Annotated in this window: 24 protein-coding genes; 9 read left to right on the forward strand and 15 right to left on the reverse strand. The window is 50.1% G+C overall.

Going from position 1 to position 19,743, the window contains the following annotated elements; genetic code table 11:
* Positions 1 to 8 precede the first annotated feature (8 nt).
* Positions 9 to 2,585 (reverse strand): leucine--tRNA ligase, encoded by a 2,577-nt coding sequence (gene leuS / locus BZG81_RS09290; protein ID WP_077660742.1) that lies wholly within the window; start codon positions 2,583 to 2,585, stop codon positions 9 to 11.
* 106 nt (positions 2,586 to 2,691) lie between these two features.
* On the opposite strand from leuS, the gene BZG81_RS09295 reads away from it, so the two are divergent.
* Entirely contained in the window at positions 2,692 to 3,177 is a 486-nt protein-coding gene (locus BZG81_RS09295) for a zinc ribbon-containing protein (RefSeq protein WP_077461613.1), read from the forward strand.
* Positions 3,178 to 3,248: 71 nt separating this feature from the next.
* Here the strand turns inward: BZG81_RS09295 and BZG81_RS09300 are convergent, their stop codons facing one another.
* Genes BZG81_RS09300 through BZG81_RS09315 form a run of 4 tightly spaced genes read right to left on the reverse strand, consistent with a single transcriptional unit; the run spans position 3,249 to position 6,160 of the window.
* Positions 3,249 to 3,656 (reverse strand): DUF2069 domain-containing protein, encoded by a 408-nt coding sequence (locus tag BZG81_RS09300; protein WP_077677229.1) that lies wholly within the window; start codon positions 3,654 to 3,656, stop codon positions 3,249 to 3,251.
* A 36-nt stretch (positions 3,657 to 3,692) separates the two neighbouring features.
* The gene (gene wrbA / locus BZG81_RS09305) at positions 3,693 to 4,283 is read right to left on the reverse strand and encodes an NAD(P)H:quinone oxidoreductase (RefSeq protein WP_077677223.1); all 591 of its coding nucleotides are present in this window, start codon (positions 4,281 to 4,283) and stop codon (positions 3,693 to 3,695) included.
* Positions 4,280 to 4,636 (reverse strand): arsenate reductase (glutaredoxin), encoded by a 357-nt coding sequence (gene arsC, locus BZG81_RS09310; protein WP_077461612.1) that lies wholly within the window; start codon positions 4,634 to 4,636, stop codon positions 4,280 to 4,282. Before arsC ends, wrbA begins: the two co-directional genes overlap by 4 nt.
* A gap of 24 nt (positions 4,637 to 4,660) precedes the next feature.
* Entirely contained in the window at positions 4,661 to 6,160 is a 1,500-nt protein-coding gene (locus BZG81_RS09315) for a beta-barrel assembly-enhancing protease (RefSeq protein ID WP_077677224.1), read from the reverse strand.
* A gap of 128 nt (positions 6,161 to 6,288) precedes the next feature.
* Between BZG81_RS09315 and BZG81_RS09320 the strand changes: the two genes are divergently transcribed.
* From BZG81_RS09320 to BZG81_RS09330, 3 genes are all read left to right on the forward strand, one after another.
* Positions 6,289 to 6,507, forward strand: coding sequence for a sulfurtransferase TusA family protein (locus BZG81_RS09320; RefSeq protein ID WP_025744467.1), 219 nt, complete (start codon positions 6,289 to 6,291; stop codon positions 6,505 to 6,507).
* Positions 6,508 to 6,517: 10 nt separating this feature from the next.
* On the forward strand, positions 6,518 to 7,597 hold the full coding sequence (locus BZG81_RS09325) for an AI-2E family transporter (RefSeq protein WP_077669023.1): 1,080 nt from the start codon (positions 6,518 to 6,520) through the stop codon (positions 7,595 to 7,597).
* Positions 7,598 to 7,685: 88 nt separating this feature from the next.
* Positions 7,686 to 9,140, forward strand: coding sequence for an FAD-dependent oxidoreductase (locus BZG81_RS09330; protein ID WP_077575947.1), 1,455 nt, complete (start codon positions 7,686 to 7,688; stop codon positions 9,138 to 9,140).
* 80 nt (positions 9,141 to 9,220) lie between these two features.
* Here BZG81_RS09330 and bcp read toward each other — a convergent pair whose 3' ends face one another.
* Positions 9,221 to 9,691 carry a thioredoxin-dependent thiol peroxidase gene (gene bcp, locus BZG81_RS09335; protein ID WP_077575946.1) on the reverse strand — a complete coding sequence of 157 codons (471 nt, stop codon included), beginning with the start codon at positions 9,689 to 9,691 and terminating at the stop codon, positions 9,221 to 9,223.
* Between the two features lie 267 nt (positions 9,692 to 9,958).
* Here bcp and dapA point away from each other — a divergent pair, with 267 nt between their 5' ends.
* Genes dapA through purC form a run of 3 tightly spaced genes read left to right on the forward strand, consistent with a single transcriptional unit; the run spans position 9,959 to position 12,658 of the window.
* The gene (gene dapA, locus BZG81_RS09340) at positions 9,959 to 10,837 is read left to right on the forward strand and encodes a 4-hydroxy-tetrahydrodipicolinate synthase (protein WP_025744469.1); all 879 of its coding nucleotides are present in this window, start codon (positions 9,959 to 9,961) and stop codon (positions 10,835 to 10,837) included.
* Positions 10,838 to 10,852: 15 nt separating this feature from the next.
* Positions 10,853 to 11,884 carry an outer membrane protein assembly factor BamC gene (bamC, locus tag BZG81_RS09345; protein WP_077575945.1) on the forward strand — a complete coding sequence of 344 codons (1,032 nt, stop codon included), beginning with the start codon at positions 10,853 to 10,855 and terminating at the stop codon, positions 11,882 to 11,884.
* A 60-nt stretch (positions 11,885 to 11,944) separates the two neighbouring features.
* The gene (purC, locus tag BZG81_RS09350) at positions 11,945 to 12,658 is read left to right on the forward strand and encodes a phosphoribosylaminoimidazolesuccinocarboxamide synthase (protein WP_077677225.1); all 714 of its coding nucleotides are present in this window, start codon (positions 11,945 to 11,947) and stop codon (positions 12,656 to 12,658) included.
* Positions 12,659 to 12,741: 83 nt separating this feature from the next.
* On the opposite strand, the gene BZG81_RS09355 is transcribed toward purC, so the two are convergent.
* The 4 genes from BZG81_RS09355 to BZG81_RS09370 are packed head-to-tail and all read right to left on the reverse strand — an operon-like array spanning position 12,742 to position 15,147.
* Entirely contained in the window at positions 12,742 to 12,948 is a 207-nt protein-coding gene (locus BZG81_RS09355; RefSeq protein ID WP_025744471.1) for a DUF2897 family protein, read from the reverse strand.
* Entirely contained in the window at positions 12,936 to 13,634 is a 699-nt protein-coding gene (locus BZG81_RS09360) for a M15 family metallopeptidase (RefSeq protein WP_241827381.1), read from the reverse strand. The genes BZG81_RS09355 and BZG81_RS09360 overlap by 13 nt, the downstream gene beginning before the upstream one ends.
* Positions 13,631 to 14,764, reverse strand: a complete 1,134-nt coding sequence (gene dapE / locus BZG81_RS09365; protein ID WP_077575942.1) for a succinyl-diaminopimelate desuccinylase — start codon at positions 14,762 to 14,764, stop codon at positions 13,631 to 13,633. The genes BZG81_RS09360 and dapE overlap by 4 nt, the downstream gene beginning before the upstream one ends.
* Before the next feature lie 38 nt (positions 14,765 to 14,802).
* Positions 14,803 to 15,147 (reverse strand): ArsC family reductase, encoded by a 345-nt coding sequence (locus BZG81_RS09370; protein WP_077575941.1) that lies wholly within the window; start codon positions 15,145 to 15,147, stop codon positions 14,803 to 14,805.
* Between the two features lie 224 nt (positions 15,148 to 15,371).
* On the opposite strand from BZG81_RS09370, the gene BZG81_RS09375 reads away from it, so the two are divergent.
* Complete coding sequence (locus BZG81_RS09375) at positions 15,372 to 15,650, forward strand: winged helix-turn-helix domain-containing protein (RefSeq protein ID WP_077461603.1); 279 nt, start codon at positions 15,372 to 15,374, stop codon at positions 15,648 to 15,650.
* A gap of 8 nt (positions 15,651 to 15,658) precedes the next feature.
* Here the strand turns inward: BZG81_RS09375 and BZG81_RS09380 are convergent, their stop codons facing one another.
* Positions 15,659 to 16,027 (reverse strand): DUF1499 domain-containing protein, encoded by a 369-nt coding sequence (locus tag BZG81_RS09380; RefSeq protein ID WP_158011788.1) that lies wholly within the window; start codon positions 16,025 to 16,027, stop codon positions 15,659 to 15,661.
* Between the two features lie 65 nt (positions 16,028 to 16,092).
* Entirely contained in the window at positions 16,093 to 16,458 is a 366-nt protein-coding gene (locus BZG81_RS09385) for a DUF2956 domain-containing protein (RefSeq protein ID WP_077660748.1), read from the reverse strand.
* Positions 16,459 to 16,579: 121 nt separating this feature from the next.
* Between BZG81_RS09385 and BZG81_RS09390 the strand changes: the two genes are divergently transcribed.
* Positions 16,580 to 17,050, forward strand: a complete 471-nt coding sequence (locus BZG81_RS09390; RefSeq protein WP_077660749.1) for a DUF2919 family protein — start codon at positions 16,580 to 16,582, stop codon at positions 17,048 to 17,050.
* A 48-nt stretch (positions 17,051 to 17,098) separates the two neighbouring features.
* Here BZG81_RS09390 and crr read toward each other — a convergent pair whose 3' ends face one another.
* From crr to BZG81_RS09405, 3 genes are read right to left on the reverse strand one after another with little or no spacing between them, the layout of a single operon-like run.
* A complete protein-coding gene (gene crr / locus BZG81_RS09395; RefSeq protein ID WP_025744475.1) occupies positions 17,099 to 17,608 on the reverse strand; it encodes a PTS glucose transporter subunit IIA in 510 nt (169 codons plus the stop codon).
* 39 nt (positions 17,609 to 17,647) lie between these two features.
* Entirely contained in the window at positions 17,648 to 19,375 is a 1,728-nt protein-coding gene (gene ptsI, locus BZG81_RS09400; protein WP_077575939.1) for a phosphoenolpyruvate-protein phosphotransferase PtsI, read from the reverse strand.
* 50 nt (positions 19,376 to 19,425) lie between these two features.
* On the reverse strand, positions 19,426 to 19,683 hold the full coding sequence (locus BZG81_RS09405; RefSeq protein WP_025673281.1) for an HPr family phosphocarrier protein: 258 nt from the start codon (positions 19,681 to 19,683) through the stop codon (positions 19,426 to 19,428).
* Between the last annotated feature and the right edge of the window lie 60 nt (positions 19,684 to 19,743).

Consider the following 19,743-nt stretch of genomic DNA (forward strand, 5'->3'; position numbering starts at 1 on the left):
GCTCCTTGTTAGTTAGCAACAATATTAACCAGTTTCCCTGGTACATAAATGACTTTGCGAACCGTTTTACCGTCGGTAAATTTGACCACGTTTTCGTCTGACATGGCTTGTGCTTCAACGGCTTCTTTCTCGGCGTCGGCGGCCACGGTGATCTTGGCACGTAGCTTACCGTTTACTTGCACAATGATTAGCTTTTCCTCCTCGACCAAGGCCGCTTTATCGGCTTGCGGCCAATCGGCACTGTCGATATCGGTTTCGCCCAGGGCCTGCCAAAGCGTAAAGCAGATGTGCGGGGTGATGGGATATAGCATCAATACCACGGCTTTGAGTGCTTCGTCTAACACAGCACGGTCTTGTTCATTGTCCTGTGGCGCTTTAACTAAGCGATTCATCAGCTCCATGATCGCGGCAATGGCGGTGTTGAACGTCTGACGACGGCCCATGTCATCACTGACTTTGGCGATGGCTTTGTGCACATCACGGCGCAAGGCTTTTTGATCATTATTGAGCGTATCGACTGCCAGCGCAGTAACGTCGCCTTTGTGGGTGTGCTCATAGACCAGTTTCCAAACACGGCGTAAGAAACGGTGTGAACCTTCCACGCCAGACTCTTGCCATTCCAACGTCATGTCCGCCGGTGCGGCAAACATCATAAAGAGACGCATGGTATCGGCACCGTATTTTTCCACCATTAATTGGGGATCAATGCCGTTGTTCTTTGACTTTGACATCTTGGTCATGCCTGCGTGGGTGACGGCGTTCCCTTGGCTGTCGACCGCATGAATAATTTGCCCTTTGGTGTCCCGTTCAACGGTCACATCAGTCGGCGAGACCCAAACACGTACCCCTTTTTCGTCGGTGTAATAAAATGCATCGGCGAGCACCATACCCTGACAGAGTAACTGCTTGAATGGCTCGTCGCTATCGACCATATTTTCATCGCGCAATAGTTTATGGAAAAAGCGCGAATACAACAGGTGCATACAAGCGTGCTCAATGCCACCGATATACTGATCGACCGGTAGCCAATAATTGGCGGCGCTTGGGTCGAGCATTTGATCCGCTTGCGGTGAGCAATAACGTGCGTAGTACCACGACGACTCCATAAAGGTATCGAAAGTGTCGGTTTCACGCAGCGCTGGCTTACCTTGATATTGCGTTTGTGCCCATTGCTTGTCAGCTTTGATAGGGCTTTGTACACCATCCATCACCACATCTTCTGGCAGGATGACGGGCAGCTGCTCAGTTGGGACAGGAACAACCTCACCGTCTTCGGTATTCAGCATCGGAATTGGCGCACCCCAATAACGCTGACGAGAGACGCCCCAATCACGTAAACGGAAATTAACCGTTTTCTTGCCTTTACCTAGCGATTCAAGCTTGCTCGCAATCGCATCGAAGGCCGCGTTAAAATCTAACCCGTCAAACTCACCCGAGTTAAACAGCTTACCTTTTTCGGTATACGCTTGTTCTGACAAATCGGGCGCATGGCCGTTTTCATCGAGGATCACCGGCTCGATATCCAGCGCGTACTTATGAGCAAATTCGAAGTCGCGTTGGTCGTGAGCAGGCACCGCCATCACGGCGCCAGTGCCGTAATCCATCAATACAAAGTTAGCGACAAAGATAGGGACACGACGCCCGTTCAATGGGTGCGTGGCATACAAACCGGTCGCCATGCCTTTTTTCTCCATGGTCGCCAGCTCGGCTTCGGCAACTTTGGTGTTACGGCACTCTTGTACGAATTCAGCGAGGGCAGGGTTGTCTTTGGCCGCCGCCTCCGCGAGGGGGTGACCGGCGGCAATCCCCACGTAAGTGACGCCCATCAGCGTATCTGGACGCGTGGTGTAGACGTCGAGTGCGGGGTGATCGCCTTCAACATCAAACGTCAGCTCGACACCTTCTGAGCGACCAATCCAGTTACGCTGCATGGTTTTTACCATGTCTGGCCAGCCGTCCAGTTTGTCGATGTCTTGCAGCAGCTCTTCTGCGTAATCGGTGATTTTAATAAACCACTGCGGGATTTCTTTTTGCTCAACCGGCGTATCGCAGCGCCAGCAGCAACCTTCGTGAACTTGCTCATTGGCGAGCACGGTCTGATCGTTGGGACACCAGTTCACTGATGAGGTCTTTTTATAAACCAGCCCCTTGTTGTAGAGCGTGGTAAAGAAGCCTTGCTCCCAGCGGTAGTAATCGGGACTACAGGTGGCGACTTCACGGCTCCAGTCGTAGCCAAAGCCCAGCATTTTTAGCTGGCCTTTCATGTAATCAATGTTTTCGTAAGTCCAAGGCGCGGGCGCGGTTTTGTTTTTGATCGCAGCGCCTTCGGCAGGAAGGCCAAACGCATCCCAACCAATCGGCTGCATGACATTCTTGCCTTGCAGTCGCTGATAACGGGAAATGACATCACCGATGGTGTAGTTACGGACATGCCCCATGTGCAGTCGGCCACTTGGGTAAGGAAACATAGAAAGACAGTAGAATTTTTCTTTGTTAGGGTCTTCATGAACCACAAAGGTTTTATTGTCATCCCAATGGGCTTGAACTTTTTGTTCAATATCTTGCGGGCTATATTGTTCTTGCATCGATGGCTTCCGAGATTCTGTGAGAAAGGTAAAACCTGAAAGAGAAATATCAGCATAGAATAACGAAAGGCAGAGACCGCAACAACACTTGAATCAGGACAGGACCATGAATAAAGAGAAAGAACCCCAACAAAGTATCATCGAGCGGGTAAAAGAGGCGTTAGAAAACAGCCCCGAGGCACTGTCTCATTGGGTGACCTTGTCTGATCAATACCTCAAAGCCGCGGCCGATCTGACCAAAGATGAATGGGCCTTGATCGAGGCATACTTTAAACGTGATGTGAAAGCGTTCGGTGAACAGTACGATAAATCTCAAACCGAAGAGATTGATAGTCAGGTGTTTAACGATCTGATTGCTAACTCGATTTGGGAGCAATTGGCAGAGATCACCGACCGTACGCAGCTAGAGTGGCGTGAAGTGTTCGATGATCTTCAACATCATGGCGTTTATGAAGCGGGTGAAATTGTCGGACTGGGCGTGTTGCAATGTGAACAGTGCCATCATCAAACGCGGCACAGCCGGGTCGATGTGATTGCACCGTGTACGCAATGTGGTCATCGCTACTTTTCTCGCCGCCCTTACCCGGTGTAAGCCAAGTTTTAGAGCTTGGCTTTTGCGTTTGGTTTTAAAGCGCGGGTCGGTCTATCCGTGGCCAAAGGTGCCTAAGAGGCGTCGTCGCGACCTTCAAAGCGCTGGCGTTCGTCTTTTTCGACTTGAGAAAGCCGTGGCAGCTTTAGGCCTTGTGATTGCCCCATCCAACGGGCAAAGACAATATTACAAGCAAATGCCGCGGTGACGAAGACGAGCTCTGCAGCAGCCATCCACCGTTCGCCTTCATCGACATAGAGAATGGTAAGGGCGTGTAAAAAATAGAACATCAAAATAAAGTTGGCCCATGCATGGGTAAACGCTTTGCCTTTGATGATCCCAGGTAAAGGGAGCAGTAAAGGGATTGTCCAGCCAATGGTCACCGCCCATGCATTCAAGTGAGGATGGGGCGATAAGTAAGCATGCCACGCGACCACCCAAGCAATGAGGCCAAGGTTACTCAGCAAAGACAATTTGCGCATGAAGGCGAGCCGAGGATCTGTCACGATTCTGTCCTTTTATCTTAGGTGGTGGTAAAAAGTGTGGGCAAAACGCGCCAAGCGTCGGCCTAATGTTTTTGCGATTTGCTTTTCGTCGGCCATTAAAGGGTGATGTGGCTCCGCAACACTGGATGCACCGTAAGGGGAACCGCCGCCTTCCGTTGTATGAAGCGCACGCTCGCTGTGTGGAACACCGACTAACATCATACCATGATGAAGTAAGGGGATGGTCATCGTGAGCAGCGTGGTTTCTTGGCCACCATGAAGCATTGATCCGGCGCCAAAGACCGCGGCGGGTTTATCAATTAAGGCACCCGATAACCATTCGCCACTGGTACTATCGATAAATTGCTTCAATGGCGCGGCCATGTTGCCAAAACGTACCGGACTGCCGAGCGCGAGGCCATGGCAATCTAATAGATCCTGACGGCTGACAAAGGGATCGTTTGGCGAGACGTCCGGTATTTTGCCATCGGCATAAGCAGGCAGCTCGGGCACCGTTCTCAACACCGCCTCAACGCCTTGCGCTTCAATACCGCGTGCAACTTGTTGAGCAAGCTTACGTGTATTACCTGAACGGCTGTAATAAAGCACGAGAACTTGTGTCATTGAACGAATACCAATACATTTTCGGGTGGGCGGCCGATGACCGCTTTGTCGCCTTGAACGGCAATGGGACGTTCAATCAGTTTTGGGTGATTAACCATTGCCTCCAACAATTGCGCTTCTTCCACCGAAGCATCGCCCAAATTGGCTGCCTTGTAATCCGCTTCTTTGGTGCGCATCATGTCGCGAAATGATGCCATGCCCAGCTGTCGCTTTAACTCACGGAGCGTATCGGCAGATAATGGCGTCTCTAAATATTTAACGATTGTCGGCGTGACGCCCTTTGACTCAAGCAGCTTGAGGGTTTCTCGACTTTTTGAGCAACGTGGATTGTGGTACAGAGTAATGGGGCTCACAACATCTATCCTTTTTAAGTTGAGTTAACGATCACTGAGCGCTTTAAAGCGTGCCTGCTGATGGCGTAATTGATCGATACGCGCATCATAACGTGCTTGTGCCAAGCTGCCTAACTCAGCCAGTTGAGCGGCTTGGGTGTAGTTACGAATGGCTTTGCTCCATTGACCGCGCAGCGCGTAACGCTCTCCTTGAGCAGCTAATTCACCGTCACGGTGTGTGCCAGTGCTTTCGTACGCTTGTTGTAACAAAAACCATCCGTTGCTGTCATCGGCATGCTGGTGGGTGTAGCGCTCTAATGCCTTGATCGCTTCACCGCCACGCTTGGCTTTTACCAAGGTGTAAGCGTGATTAAGCAACAGTACGCGATTGTTGGGCTGCTGGTTCAAGGCTTGATTCAGGCGGGATAAGGCGCTGTCATACTGCTTTTCGCCAATCTCTAAGTCGGTCATCGCGTCAATATAAAAACGATTATTGGGTTGGGCTTTAATGAGGGGCGCCAGCTTCTCACGCGCTTGTTGATAGCGCCTTGCATCAATATCCAACAGCGCCATGCCGTAATCAAGGCTATGTTTTTCCGCTGGCGATGCTGCTTTATGACGCCGTTCAAACCAGTCCATGGCGGAGCGATCAGCGATACCGCTATATCGTGCAACGATACGCGCTCGTGCGAGTTGGTAATCGGGAGAGTCGGGCACGCTTTTTTGAGGATACTGACGCGCCCGCGCGCGTGAATCTGTGATCCGAGACGCGGGTAATGGGTGAGTGCTGAAATACTCCGGCATTTGACTGGCGTAGCGGTACTCATCGGCTAACCGAGAGAAAAAGCGTGGCATCGCCTCAACATCGAAATCCGCGCGAGCGAGGGTTTCAATTCCGACGCGGTCGGCCTCTTCTTCGTTACGGCGGGTAAAGTTTATTTGGCTTTGCATACTCCCCGCCGTTGCTGCATGAGCTGCGGCAATCCCTGCTTCAGGCGCTGCAATCGCGAGCATTAAAGAGCCGACTAAAGCGGCAACCGTTAGCGGCGAGGTTTGTGCCTGCGCTTCCATGCTGCGCGCAAGGTGGCGTTGGGTCACGTGCGCAATTTCGTGCGCCATCACAGATGCCAGTTCGCTTTCTGTCTTGGCATGCAGGAAAAGCCCAGAATGCATGGCTACATACCCGCCAAAAAAGGCAAACGCATTGATCGCTTGATTATCAATCAAAATAAATTGGAAGGGCGTGCGGACATCGTTGGCGTTCGCCACCAACCGATGCCCGAGGGCGTTAACATATTCACCGAGTAAAGGATCATCAATAATGGGTTTGCTGGCTCGTAGCATTCGCATATAAGCATCACCAAACTCTTTTTCTTTTGCCACCGACAGCGTACTCGCGGCAGCGGTGCCAATGTTAGGCAAATCACTTTGATATGACTCGACGTTTGCTGACACAGGCGCACTGACCAATGTCCCTGCAAGCGCATAGGCGACGAGGCGGCGAGCCGTTTTTCCTTTCCAAGAGCAAGATGCACGTGGCGGCATAAGTGTCATTACCTTTTAAAATACGCAAGTGTACTTAAGTACAGACCGATAAAACCTGTCTGGGTTTCGTTGGCGTTCTATCTAATGTCCATTACAATACCAACGATAATACCGACCGGTGAGACAGAATGGAATGTCAAACTCTTGATTTACGAGCACATGTTTGCCCAATGGCCCTGCTACTCGCCAAGCGTGCAGCAGCGTCGTTGCGTGCCGGCGAGCAGTTAGTGATTTTACTGGGCGATCAAGGCGCGAAAAACGATATTCCAACCTACTTTACTCGTGAAGGATTTACCATTGCTTGGTTAGATACGCCAGCCTCGCGTTTACACGTCACAAAACAATAACGAGCCTGATATGTTTGAATTGCTACATCGCTGGTATCGGCGACGCTTTTCCGACCCACATGCGGTCAGCCTAGTGCTGATTCTTTTGGTCGGTTTTGTCACCATCTATTTTTTCGGCAACTTATTGGCGCCTTTACTCGTGGCCATTGTCATGGCGTATTTACTCGATTGGCCAGTCAATCGTCTTAGTCGACTGGGGCTGCCTCGCACGTTATCGGTTTTGGTGGTGATCGCCTTGTTTGCCAGCTTCACATTCATGGCGTTGTTTGGCTTGGTACCGACGATTTGGAATCAAGGGATAAGCCTGGTGGCCGATGTGCCGAACATGTTTAATAACATGCAGATGCTGATGATGAGCTTACCCGAGCGCTATCCAGGATTAATTAATCCGCATATGGTGAACACACTGGTCGATGCCTTGCAGTTTAAAGTCCTCAACATCGGGGAAACCTTGGTAAGGGGATCGTTATCATCGCTGGTGAACATCGTGGCGCTAGCGGTCTATTTGATTTTGGTCCCGCTCTTGGTTTTCTTCTTACTGAAAGATAAAACGCAAATGTTGGCGATGTTTAAAGGATTATTGCCGCGTAATCGCCGCCTTGCCTCTCGGGTTGGTCATGAGATGAACCAACAGATATCGAATTACATTCGCGGGAAAGTGACCGAGATTATTATTGTTGGTATCACCAGCTATCTGACTTTCATGTTACTTGATCTCCGCTATGCCGTGTTGCTAAGTGTCGCCACCGGCTTTTCTGTCCTTGTCCCCTATATCGGGGCGGCCATTGTTACGGTGCCGATAGCAATCGTGGCCCTTTTCCAATGGGGACTTGAGCCCGGGTTTTGGTATGTGATGATTGCTTACGGCGTGATTCAAACCCTTGACGGTAACGTCCTTGTGCCGGTGCTTTTCTCGGAAGCGGTCAATTTACACCCGGTGGCACTCATCATAGCCGTACTGGTTTTCGGTGGACTCTGGGGCTTTTGGGGGGTATTTTTTGCCATTCCATTGGCGACGTTAGTGAAAGCGGTATGGCAAGCATTGCCTGAAATTGAGCTCGATGATGATCCAAAAAAAGACGTAGAGTGATCCATCTTGTTTTCAGGCTCCTAAATAAAGGAGCTGAGCGGCACGAGCACAGGCTTTACCGTGATCAGTTTGGCCCACAGAAGTAGTAATGAAAAACAGGGTTGGCATGGTACAAAACAGGCAAGAACATACGCATTTAGAGGGGTTCCGCGTCGCTGTGATCGGTGGCGGCGTGGCGGGCACGACAGCGGCCATGCGACTGGCTGAACGTGGTATTGATACCCAAGTGTTTGAAGCGGGAACCGGGCTAGTCAGTGGCCCACCTATCTGTCATCTTCATGCGGGCGGCAATTTGTATCGAGAAATCTCGCTCGACCAGTGCTTAACCTTACTGGACCAGTCCGTTGCGACCGTACGCATGTATCCGCACTCTGTGAATCGCCGCCCAACGGTGTTGGCGGTGCCAGAGCAAGACCCAGGATCGTTAGACAGTGTGATTGCACGATTGGAAACCTTGCGCGAGCGTTATGCGCAATTGGTCGAGCTTGATAGCGCCAACAAAGTGATGGGCGAACCTGCTGATTATTTCCGCCTGTATCAGCAATCAGACCTTGAAGCGCTGAAAGCAAAAGATTATCGCAGTATAACCGATTCGGCTGATCAGTGGATGTGGCCGGTTGCGCAGTCGCTGGACCTAAGTGCGATGAAGTATCCGTTGGTATTGGTGCAAGAATACGGGCTGAGTGTATTTCGCCTCGCCGCTGAAGCGCAATTAACGCTTGCCGACGTGCCGCATTGCCAACTCAACTTTAATCATAAGGTCGTGGATACACAGCAGACAGCGTCGGGTTGGCAAGTGACGTATCAAGATAAGGCAGGCCAATCGCACACCACTGAGGTTGACTATCTGATTAATGCGGCGGGATTTCGCACCGGGACCATTGACGATATGGCGGGCTTCGGGCGTCAGCGTCTGGTTGAGTACAAGGCAGCGTACGTCGCCCACTGGACGTCGACGGCGTACCAATGGCCAGAAATTATTGTTCATGGCCAGCGAGGCACGCCACAAGGTATGGCACAACTGACGCCTTATCCTGATGGTTTCTTTCAACTGCACGGCATGACGCAAGACGTGACCCTCTTTGAACGTGGCTTGGTGAAAAGCTCAGTGCAATCGGCGCAACCGAATGTCGACGCGCGCTATGTTAAAAACATCGATCAAGGTTGGGACTGGGATCAAGTGTGCCAGCGCACGGACCGGGCCATCGAACATTTTGCTCAATGGCTGCCTGAGTTTAAGCAGGCCGAAGTCGGAGGAAAACCCTTGTGTGGCGCGCAACAAATCCCCGGTGAGGATCCGTCGCTGAGGGCGTCGGATGTGTCTTTCGATGGTGAGCGCTACGCGCGGATGGAAATCGTGAAAGCCTCCTCGGCGCTGACGGCGATAAACAAAGTCCTGACGCAATTTGAAGATGCCGGCTGGATTTCGCCAACCTCTCATTACGTCATGACGCGCCCGTCGACCGCTAAGATTATCAGCGCTGCGTGTGAATTTGCGGTACAGCGTGGTTATCCAGAAGCATTGGCAAAGCCTGTGGGCTGAGTGAACCCATGGTCATCGTTTGAAAAAAGCGCACGATTCATCGTGCGCTTTTTTGTTAACAGGCAGGATAAGGCGCCGTCCTAGGCTTGGTTCAGGAAGTCCAATACCACTTGGTGATGATCTTTGGTCTTAAACTTATTGAACACATGTTCAATTTTGCCATCTTTGCCGACCAAAAAGCTGAGGCGATGAATGCCGTCATATTCTTTCCCCATGAACTTCTTGGGTCCCCAGACGCCAAATGCATCCGCAACCGCATGATCTTCGTCGCTCAGTAGGGTGAAATTGAGTTCATCGCGCGCGACAAAGCGGGCGATCTTTTTGACGGGATCCGGGCTGATACCTAACACCACGGTATCCAGCGCGTCGAGCTCGGCCTTAGTATCACGCAAAGAGCAGGCTTGTGTGGTGCAGCCTGGTGTCATTGCTTTGGGGTAAAAATACACGAGGACGCGTTTTTCGCCTTGAAACTGGCTAAGCGTGACGGTGTCGCCATTTTGATCTTGCAATGAAAAATCGGGCGCTAGAGCGCCTTCCGTTAATGTTTGCATGCGCTGCGTTTCCTTTTTTGTCGGTAAACCGAATTGACGATGATAGAGGGTGTTCGAGATTACGCAAGTTTTTGATATTACGATCACGCTCTTGACAGTGTTTGACCTTTTATTGACGCTAACGAGACGCTGATTCAATGATAAAATCGCAAACTTGAATGTAGCGGTAAGAAATGTCGAATAAGACACGCCAGCGCGCAGGGTTATTCTTGTGTTTACCCAGCGCCAAAAGTAACATTGCAAGCATCACCAATAAGGGAGACGAACATGGTTTCTGGAAGCATAGTGGCGCTCGTCACACCAATGGATGCACATGGCGAGGTGGATTACGTTAGCCTGAAAAAACTGGTCGAGTTTCATATCCAAGCGGGCACAGATGCGATTGTCGCAGTGGGCACAACGGGTGAGTCGTCGACAGTAACCGTGGATGAGCACATTAAAGTGGTCCTAAAGACCTTGGAATTTGCGGATGGACGGATTCCCGTTATTGCAGGTACGGGGGCAAATGCCACCCACGAAGCGATCACTTTCAGTAAAATGTTTGCCGGGTCGGGCGTAGCCGCTTGTTTGAGTGTGACCCCTTATTACAACAAGCCGACGCAAGAAGGCTTATTCCAGCATTATAAAGCCATTGCCGAAGCGACCGACTTACCTCAGATTCTCTATAATGTCCCTGGTCGTACCGCCGTAGATATTCAGCCTGAAACGGTGGCGCGCTTAGCGACCTTTGACAATATTATCGGCCTAAAAGATGCCACTGCCGATGTCAGTCGTGTTGCCATTCATCGGGAACTTTGTGGCGATGACTTCCTCTTATTTAGTGGTGATGATTTAACAGGGCTAGATTTTGTCCTTGCTGGTGGACATGGCGTGATTTCGGTCACTAACAATGTTGCCGCTGCGGCAATGGCCAAAATGATTCAATTGGCGCGCGCCGGTGAAGCAGACCAAGCGCATGCAATCAACGAGACGCTGATCCCTTTACATCGTCACCTTTTTGACGAAGCCAATCCGATCCCTGTGAAGTGGGCAGTCCGAGAAATGGGATTGATTGCGGATGGCCATCTTCGTCTGCCATTAACCGAATTAAGCGAGCATTTGCGTCCCGATGTCCGAGAGGCCATGCAGGTTGCGGGTGTTGTTTAAGCCGTTGGAGTGTCAATGAAACCAGTATTTAAGCTCGGCCTTTGTGCCATCATGGTCACCGGGCTGGTGGCCTGTAGTGGTGGCGCCGAGCAACGCCGTCAAGCCAAAGATGATTTTAGCTACTTGCAAACGACCCCGCTGTCGCAGTGGCAAACCTTGCCGGATCAAGCGCCTTACTTTTCCACCAATTATCAGATCCCTGAGCAAGACTTTAAGGGCGAAATCGGCAAAAATGTCGATATTCGTCCGCCGCGTCAAGTGCTTGATTTAGTGCCAGGGGCGCGTATTGAGCGTGACAGTCGTGGAATAACCGTCGCGGTTGCCAATGAGCAGCAGCTTACCCAATTATGGGAAACCGTTGAACGTCTGGCGAACGATAAGACCATTCCTGTTGAGACACAAGCCGCAGATCAAATTGACACCGGCTGGATCGCTTGGGAAAAAGAAGACAGTGCTCATCAGGCTCGGTTCCGCCTATCACGACTCGAACAAGGGCGGCGATTTGCACTGGGCGTCAATATGATTGATTCACGCGCCAAGGCCAGTGATGAACCTTTGACGCCGGCAGAGCAGGAACGCTATAACACCTTAATGACCAATCTGATTACGGTGAGCCATGATGCAGCACTACGTGCAGAGGCGCGCCGTTTAGCTGCGCAACGTCAGTCAGATATTCCGATGAGTTTTGGTACTGATCGAAGTGGCTTGCCAGTGATTATTGCGCGTGCTCCGTATGATGTCGTATGGGAAAAACTTCCTGAGATGATTAAACCGCTCGGATTTACGGTAGAAAGCCGCAACCAATCGCAAGGTACGGTGAAAACGCGTCACGTTGCGCCGAATGATGAGCGTTGGCAAGCCCTTGGGGTTGAACCTATCTCGCTGCCGGACAATAGCTACACACTATTGTTAGGGGATTTAGGCAACCGCACCTCAATCAATGTGACCGACAGTGATGGAAAGCCGGTTAAAAAAGCAACGTTAGAAGCGCTTAGCCCAGCGCTGAAAGCGGCCATTGCGCAGCTTAGCCAGGTCACATCGCAGTAATCTTATAGGGACGCCAGACAGCGTCCCTTATTTTTTAGCGCCTAATGGAGAGAATAGGTAATGGAAAAACGTGCTGAGTTGTATCGCGGTAAGGCAAAATCTGTTTATGCAACCGATGATGAAAACCGCTTTGTTCTGCACTTTCGCAATGACACCTCTGCGTTTGATGGTGAGCGTGTTGAGCAACTTGAGCGAAAAGGCGAAGTGAATAACAAGTTCAATCACTTCATCATGCAAAAGCTTGAGCAGGCAGGTATTCCCACCCAAATGGACCAACTGTTGTCCGATACCGACTGCGTGGTGAAAAAGCTCGATATGATCCCGGTTGAGTGTGTGGTAAGAAACATTGCCGCGGGCTCACTTTGTCGCCGACTGGGCGTAGAAGAGGGCACAGCACTCACTCCACCCACTTTTGAGTTGTTTTTAAAAAACGATGCGCTGCATGATCCTATGGTCAATGAATCACTGTGTGAGTCCTTAGGGTTCGCGACCCAAGCCCAATTAGCGACCATGAAGTCGCTGACGTATCAGGTTAACGATGTGCTTAAGGCGCTGTTTGCTGAGGGTGACTTATTGCTGGTGGACTACAAGCTGGAGTTTGGCGTCGACGTCAACGGTAATATTGTCCTTGGCGATGAGTTTAGCCCAGATGGCTGTCGTTTGTGGGATGCCAACACGCGAGAAAAATTGGATAAAGATCGCTTCCGCCAAGGTCTAGGTGGTGTGGTAGAAGCTTATATCGAAGTAGCAAAGCGTATCGGCTTAGCCCTATAATTTTTGGGCTTAAAAAGCAAACGATTGCGTCGCGTGTAAAGACAATAGCACCGTATAAATAAAATAGCGCCATAGATATGGCGCTATTTTTTATCGTCGCTCTTATCAGTAGGGAGGTCGGTATTATCGTTTGCGTCATCGTCAGACGCTGAACGTTGATGCTTATCAGGCTTGTCTTTGTATTTAAGCCCAAACTTGGCGTTGGCGGTGTATTTGAGCGCCATGATGTTACTCACGACCACGGCGACCACAATGGTAATAATCACATAAGGATTGGTTAGCCATTCCATCTTTCCACCTCGCATAAGTTGGTGACGTAAGTTGAATATATCCAATCTAATTGGCCGAGGATAGCGTCTTTCCCACAAATCGGCGCATGGGTGATCGCAGCCGCGAGCATATCCTGAGAGAAAGCGGATAACATTGACGCACTGGCGGCAATATGGCTGATATGCCATGGCTCTCTGGCAACCCCGCCTTGGTATCTCGCATAAGGAAGAAAGAAACCAAATGCTGATACATTGGCATATAGCCAAGAGGAAAAGGCCGCTTGCGGGCCACTGTCGTATTCGGGTGGGGTTAAAGCCAGCGGCTGATCAGGGATAAGAGACTGCTTATCGTACACATCCATGTCTGTTCCCCAATGATGTCGACTGGCGCCGGGTAACGCCGACCAGCGTAAGATCGCGTGCACCCGTTCCTTGTCTGATAAGCGGGTTATATCCATAGGTTGGCTGTGAGCATCAAGGACAGGCAGATCGCCGTTAAATTTACCATTCCAGATCGCCAACTGACGTTCAAAAGCGCGATAACCACTGGCGACTCTCAACGCGAACCCAGCACGACTCGCCGCCTTTTGTAAGGCGGCGACGTCAGATAACACATCCTGATGCAAACAGGGCGCCCCAGGTTGCGCGTTCATTGGTTGAAGGGCTGAAGCGTCTTGCCCAATCAACTGTGCTGCGCGTAGGCTCACGGTAGCGCCTTTTCCAACACTTTTTGGTACATGTCGGTCAGCTTTTCTAAGTCAGGAATACTCACACACTCATTGACCTTATGAATCGTGGCATTGACCGGACCCAGCTCAATCACTTGAGCGCCCATCTGGGCGATAAAACGACCATCGGAGGTGCCACCGGTTGTCAGTAATTGCGGCGTTTGATGATTCACCTCTTCAACCGCGGCCACAACTGCATCAAGCAAGGTACCTTCATCGGTCAAAAACGGGTCGCCACTGTGGGTCCATTCTAAGGTGTAGTCGAGCCCGTGCGCGTCCAAAATAGAATAAACTCGCTGTTTGATGGTTTCACTATCTAGCTCGGTACTAAAGCGGAAGTTAAATTGCGCATGACACTCACCCGGGACCACATTGGCTGCGCCGGTACCTGCCTCTATATTTGGGATTTGAAAGCTTGTCGGTGGGAAAAAAGCATTGCCATTATCCCACACTGTTTGCACTAACTCTGTTAGCGCTGGCATGGCCTGATGGACAGGATTACTTGCAAGGTGCGGATAGGCGACATGGCCTTGTACACCTTTAACGTACAAATCGCCAGTGATGGATCCGCGACGACCGTTTTTGACCACATCACCGACGTGATTCGTACTTGAGGGTTCACCGACAATACACATGTCGATTTTCTCATTTCGAGCCATCAGCGTATCGACGACGCGGGTGGTGCCATTAATAAAGGGTCCTTCTTCATCCGACGTGATCAGAAACGCGAGTGAACCCGAGTGGTCTGGATGCTCGGCAATAAAGCGCTCAACAGCCACAACCATGGCGGCGAGTGAGCCCTTCATGTCCGCGGCGCCACGTCCATGAAGGTGATCGTCAATGACAGTGGCTTCAAATGGCGGCGTATGCCATTGATCGCGCGGGCCAGCGGGGACGACATCGGTGTGGCCCGCAAACGTGAAGAGCGGCCCATCAGTGCCCCGTCGCGCCCAAAGGTTGGTGGTATCGTCAAACACCATGGTTTCAATCGTAAAGCCCAGGGCTTCTAATCGAGCAATCATTTGAGCTTGGCAACCCGCATCTTCCGGTGTTACCGACTCACGATTGATCAAGTCTTTTGCCAAAGCCAGCGTAGCAGTATCAGTCATTGGAGTTTCCTTACAGCAACAGTAAATAAGTGCTTACATTACGCGAAAATCTCAGCGTATTGGCTCTCTTTAAAGCCAAGATAGTACTTCCCTTCGTGTACGAGTAAAGGGCGTTTAATGATCGCTGGATTGTCTAACATGATCGCAATCGCACGGGGTTGGTCTAAGCTGGCTTTTTGTTCGTCACTTAGCTGGCGATAAGTGGTGCCACGCTTGTTAATCAAAGGCTCCCACCCTAATTCGGCAACAAAGGTCTGTAACATCTCGGCATCTAACCCCGTCTTGCGGTAATCGTGATACTGATAGTTAATGCCTTGGTTATCCAACCATTTAAGGGCTTTTTTTAGGGTGTCGCAGTTTTTAATGCCAAATACAGTTGTCATGGTCGTTATCATCATTATTTACGGACAATTAAGAGTGACATCGCTCAACATTGAACGCAATAGTGGGGAAGGGGCCGTTTGGCGATGCGATAAGGGATGAAGCGTGTGAAATGTGCCACTAAATGAGTCTGCAGCACGTCGATTTGATGGCCTTTTGATCAAACGCAAAGCCTCTTCGCAGGCGGCATGAATAATGGGAACATTCGTAACTGTTGGAGGTTCATATGGAACTAAACCCGGTATTCGCCCGGCGTCTCTATCTTGCCGTGTTGGTAGAAGAAATGGAACGCCCAAATGTGCCACGCCTTATCGAGGCGACAGGCTGGCCCCGTCGTACGATCCAAGATGTATTGAAATCACTGTCTGGGCTCGGTATTGATATGACTTTTATCCAAGATGGAAAGCGTCATAACGATGGTTACTACCAGCTTAAAGACTGGGGACCGTTCCGCCGTGATTGGGTCGAAGATAAAAAGCGCGATATTCGCTCTTATATCAACTAGCTGCTCGCTTAAGGCGTGATAAGCTCAGCGTCGGTTAAACGTTGGCGAATGACCTCGGCACGTTGACGGTTGGCGCCAAAGTCATAGTAGCCAATCCGAGATGCGGAGCGAAGGGCGATCTGGTTGCCCTCAAGCGAGACTTCAACATCATCCACAAAGCGCAGCACCTTAGTGGTGAAGCGTAAGTGTGCGTAATTATCTTGCGAGGTGGCGACCTCAGCACGAGGCATGGCGGCGATATGCGCGACAATGGCTGAAAACACCACGTTGTCGTTGGCGATATAAAGCGGTGCCAGCTGGAATTTTTCTCGGGTATCTGCCGTGGACACACAGTTGGGACTATCGCCACAGGCCGTCACTGGCGGATGTTTAGCCATCGTTTCTCCTTTGCTGCAGCCAACCAAAGTGATGATCCCTATAACCGTTATCAGTCGCTTCCACATTACGCCCTCACCAATATATAGCCAATGAACCCTATCCAGCTTACCACAAGTAAAAGCCATGGGAGACTGCTGTAGCTTTTATCCAACCCTGGTTCAGCGGGGCTGGAGTCATCGACTGGGGCTTGAGACGCTTTCACAGGCGCGGCGCTTGATGGTTTATTTTGTTGTTTTTTTCGTGCTTTATCCTGCTCGCGTGCTTTTGCTTTTTGTTCCTTTTTATATTGGGCAATCCCTTTTTCAATCCCTTGTGCAATCAGTTTGGTCTGCGCTTTTGTTTGTCCCGGTTTTTGCGTGGCTTTCGCAACGCGCATGGCGTCTTGTTGCGTTTCTGGCGAAATCGTCGCGTTGGCTTTGGCTTTGGCCATAAGGGCTCCATGTAACGCTTAATAAATAACTCCAGCCAAGGATAACAAATTTTACTTTTAGGCTTGCAGTTTTTATTGCATGTCGCCATGGTAAATATGTGACTTCTCAATCAATAAGCTTATGGATACATTTCATCACTTTGACGACAAAGGGTATATCAAGGCACCGCAGATTGCCGTGTTGTGTTTACTGTTATTAAGCCGCGCGTGGTGGCTATTGGCAATGGCTGGCGTGAGTCGAGAGCAGGGTAGTGAGTTGCTCGCGCTGGTCTATCCTGAGTTATCGGCGTTTTATATAAGCTTGGCAATTGGCGTGGTGCCGCTCGGGTTGTTGTTATTAGTCGGTAACTGCGACAGAGCGCCTGAATGGCTAAGACAACACTGGCACATTGGCTATTGGTGGGTTTGGCTATTATGGCTATGGGAAGCTTATCAAGTCTGGCAAACGTTCATCGTCACTAGGGGGCAGTTTGATTGGCTGCTTGCTTTACACGGCCTTTGGCTAGCTTGGGCAAGCCTTTATTGGGCAAGAAGCCGACGCGTCAAACGCTTCTTTTTTCAGTTTACGAGTGATGGCCGAGCGATGGCTTAAAAAAAACGCAGCCAATTGGCTGCGTTTGTCTAAACCAGAGACGGTTTATTACTTGGTGACGCGTAATACTGGGGTTTCACCCACAGTGACGGCACCTGATAGTTTGGTCAACTCTTTGATCTCATCCATATTCGAGATCACAACAGGTGTCAGTGTTGATTTCGCTTTCTCTTCGAGTGTCGCTAAATCAAATTCAATCACGGTATCACCGGCTTTAACCGTTTGACCTTCTTCGGCAATGCGCTTGAAGCCTTCGCCTTTCAGCTCGACGGTGTCGATACCAAAGTGAACAAAAAGCTCGACGCCATCGTCTGACTCAATTGAGAAAGCGTGGTTGGTTTCGAAAATCTTACCGATAGTGCCGTTTACTGGCGCTACCATTTTGTCACCAGATGGCTTAATCGCAACACCATCACCGACGATTTTCTCAGCAAACACAACGTCAGGCACGTCTTCGATGTTGACGATCTCACCCGACAATGGGGCGATAATTTCAATAGCACTAGCGTCGTTGCTGTCTTCAGACACCAACTTCTTCAGTTTGTCGAACAGACCCATAGTGTTGCTCCTAAGCAGTAATTCTTTGCTGATTGTATATTAGCAAGCGGTTTTTTCCGCAATAAATTTTTCGACATAGGCCTCGATTTCTGCCGCAGTTGGCAAAGTGAGCGCTGTGTCGGCCATCGCTTTCACATCAGCAAAGTTGGCATTACGGATAATCTTCTTGATGCGAGGGATAGAAATGGCACTCATGCTGAACTCATCCAAACCCATTCCCATCAATAGTAACGTTGCTTTCTCATCACCTGCAAGCTCTCCGCACATCCCCGTCCATTTTCCTTCAGCATGTGAGGCATCAATCACTTGCTTGATAACCGTTAGTACTGCAGGAGACAGTGGATTGTACAGGTGCGAAATAAGCTCATTACCACGATCGACCGCTAAGGTGTATTGGGTCAAATCGTTAGTGCCGATGCTGAAAAATTCCACTTCTTTCGCGAGGTGGTGAGCGATTGCAGCCGCGGCCGGTGTCTCAACCATTACGCCGATTTCAAGATCAGCATCAAAGTCTAGGCCTTCTTGGCGTAGCTCTGCTTTGTAGGTTTCAATCGCTTCTTTTAGCTCGCGGATTTCTTCGACAGAAATAATCATCGGGAACATGACACGAATTTTACCGTGTGCCGATGCACGTAGAATCGCACGTAGCTGATCGCGGAGAATTTCGCGACGGTCAAGACTGATACGGACGGCTCGCCAGCCCAAGAATGGGTTCATTTCTTCAGGCAGGTCCATATAAGGCAGATCTTTGTCACCGCCAATGTCCATGGTGCGAATGATCACTGGGTGACCATCAATCGCTTTTGCGACCGCCTTATACGCTTGATATTGCTCTTCTTCAGTAGGGAGCGAGTCACGGTCCATGAACAAGAACTCAGTGCGATAAAGACCCACACCTTCACCACCGTTACGGTTTACACCGTCACAGTCTTTTACTGTGCCCACGTTGCCGCACACTTCGACTTGGTGGCCGTCTAATGTGATAGCAGGCAAGTCTTTGAGCTTCGCGAGCTCGGCTTTTTCCGCGATGTGTTGATCACGAATCGCTTTAAACTTGTTGAGCTCGTCGTCAGAAGGATTAACGACAATTTGGTTGTTAATCGCATCAAGCACCAACATGTCACCGTTTTTAACATTGGCGGTGGCGTTGTTAGTGCCCACAATCGCTGGAAGCTCTAACGAGCGTGCCATGATCGACGAGTGCGAGGTGCGACCACCGATATCGGTGATAAAACCGAGCACATAATTCAGGTCAACCTGTGCTGTTTCTGAAGGCGTCAGATCATTCGCAACCAGGATCACTTCTTCGTTGATCGCGCTCAGAGACACCATGTTGATGCCGAGTGCGTTTTTAACAAAACGAGAACCAATATCACGGATGTCTGCCGCACGCTCTTTCAGATAATCATCATCCAGAGATTCAAGCGTCACCGCCTGCTCTTCAATCACAGCGTAAATCGCATGATCTGCAGTGGCATGGTTAGATTTGATGAAGCTGACAATCTCGTCTTCCAGCTCTTCATCTTCTAGCAGCATGATGTGACCTTCGAAGATCGCTTCTTTCTCTTCGCCGAAGGTTTCCCTTGCTTTGTCTTTGATCGCTTCGAGTTGCGTCTTAGACTGTTCGCGAGCATCCAATACGCGCTGAATTTCTTTTTCAATTCGAGACGCATCAATCTTATCTTTATTGATGACAACGTCTTCTTCTTGCAACAGCAGTGCTTTACCAAAAGCAATACCAGGTGATGCCAGGATGCCTGAAATCATAGCTTTACCTTACGTTTATCCAACTTAAAACCGATAGAAAAAGAGCCGGATTACTCCAGCTCGTCCATCAGTTTTACCAGGTGATCAACGGCTTGTTGTGCTTGCGCACCTTCAGCAGAGATAGTCACCTTGGTGCCTTTGGTCAAGCCAAGGGTTTGCAGTTTAAATAGGCTTTTCGCGCTCGCGCTCTTACCGTTTGACTCAACAGTGATGTCAGCGTCATAGCTTTTTGCTTCTTTGACGAACTGCGCCGCTGGACGAGTGTGTAGGCCGTTTTCTGCACTAATTTCAACTTGCTTCTGATACATGATTCACCCCGTTTCTGTATTTTTTTAAATCTATGTATTAAATATAAGATTAGCTTAACC

Source organism: Salinivibrio sp. MA607, from assembly GCF_001996245.1.
Taxonomy (GTDB): domain Bacteria; phylum Pseudomonadota; class Gammaproteobacteria; order Enterobacterales; family Vibrionaceae; genus Salinivibrio; species Salinivibrio costicola.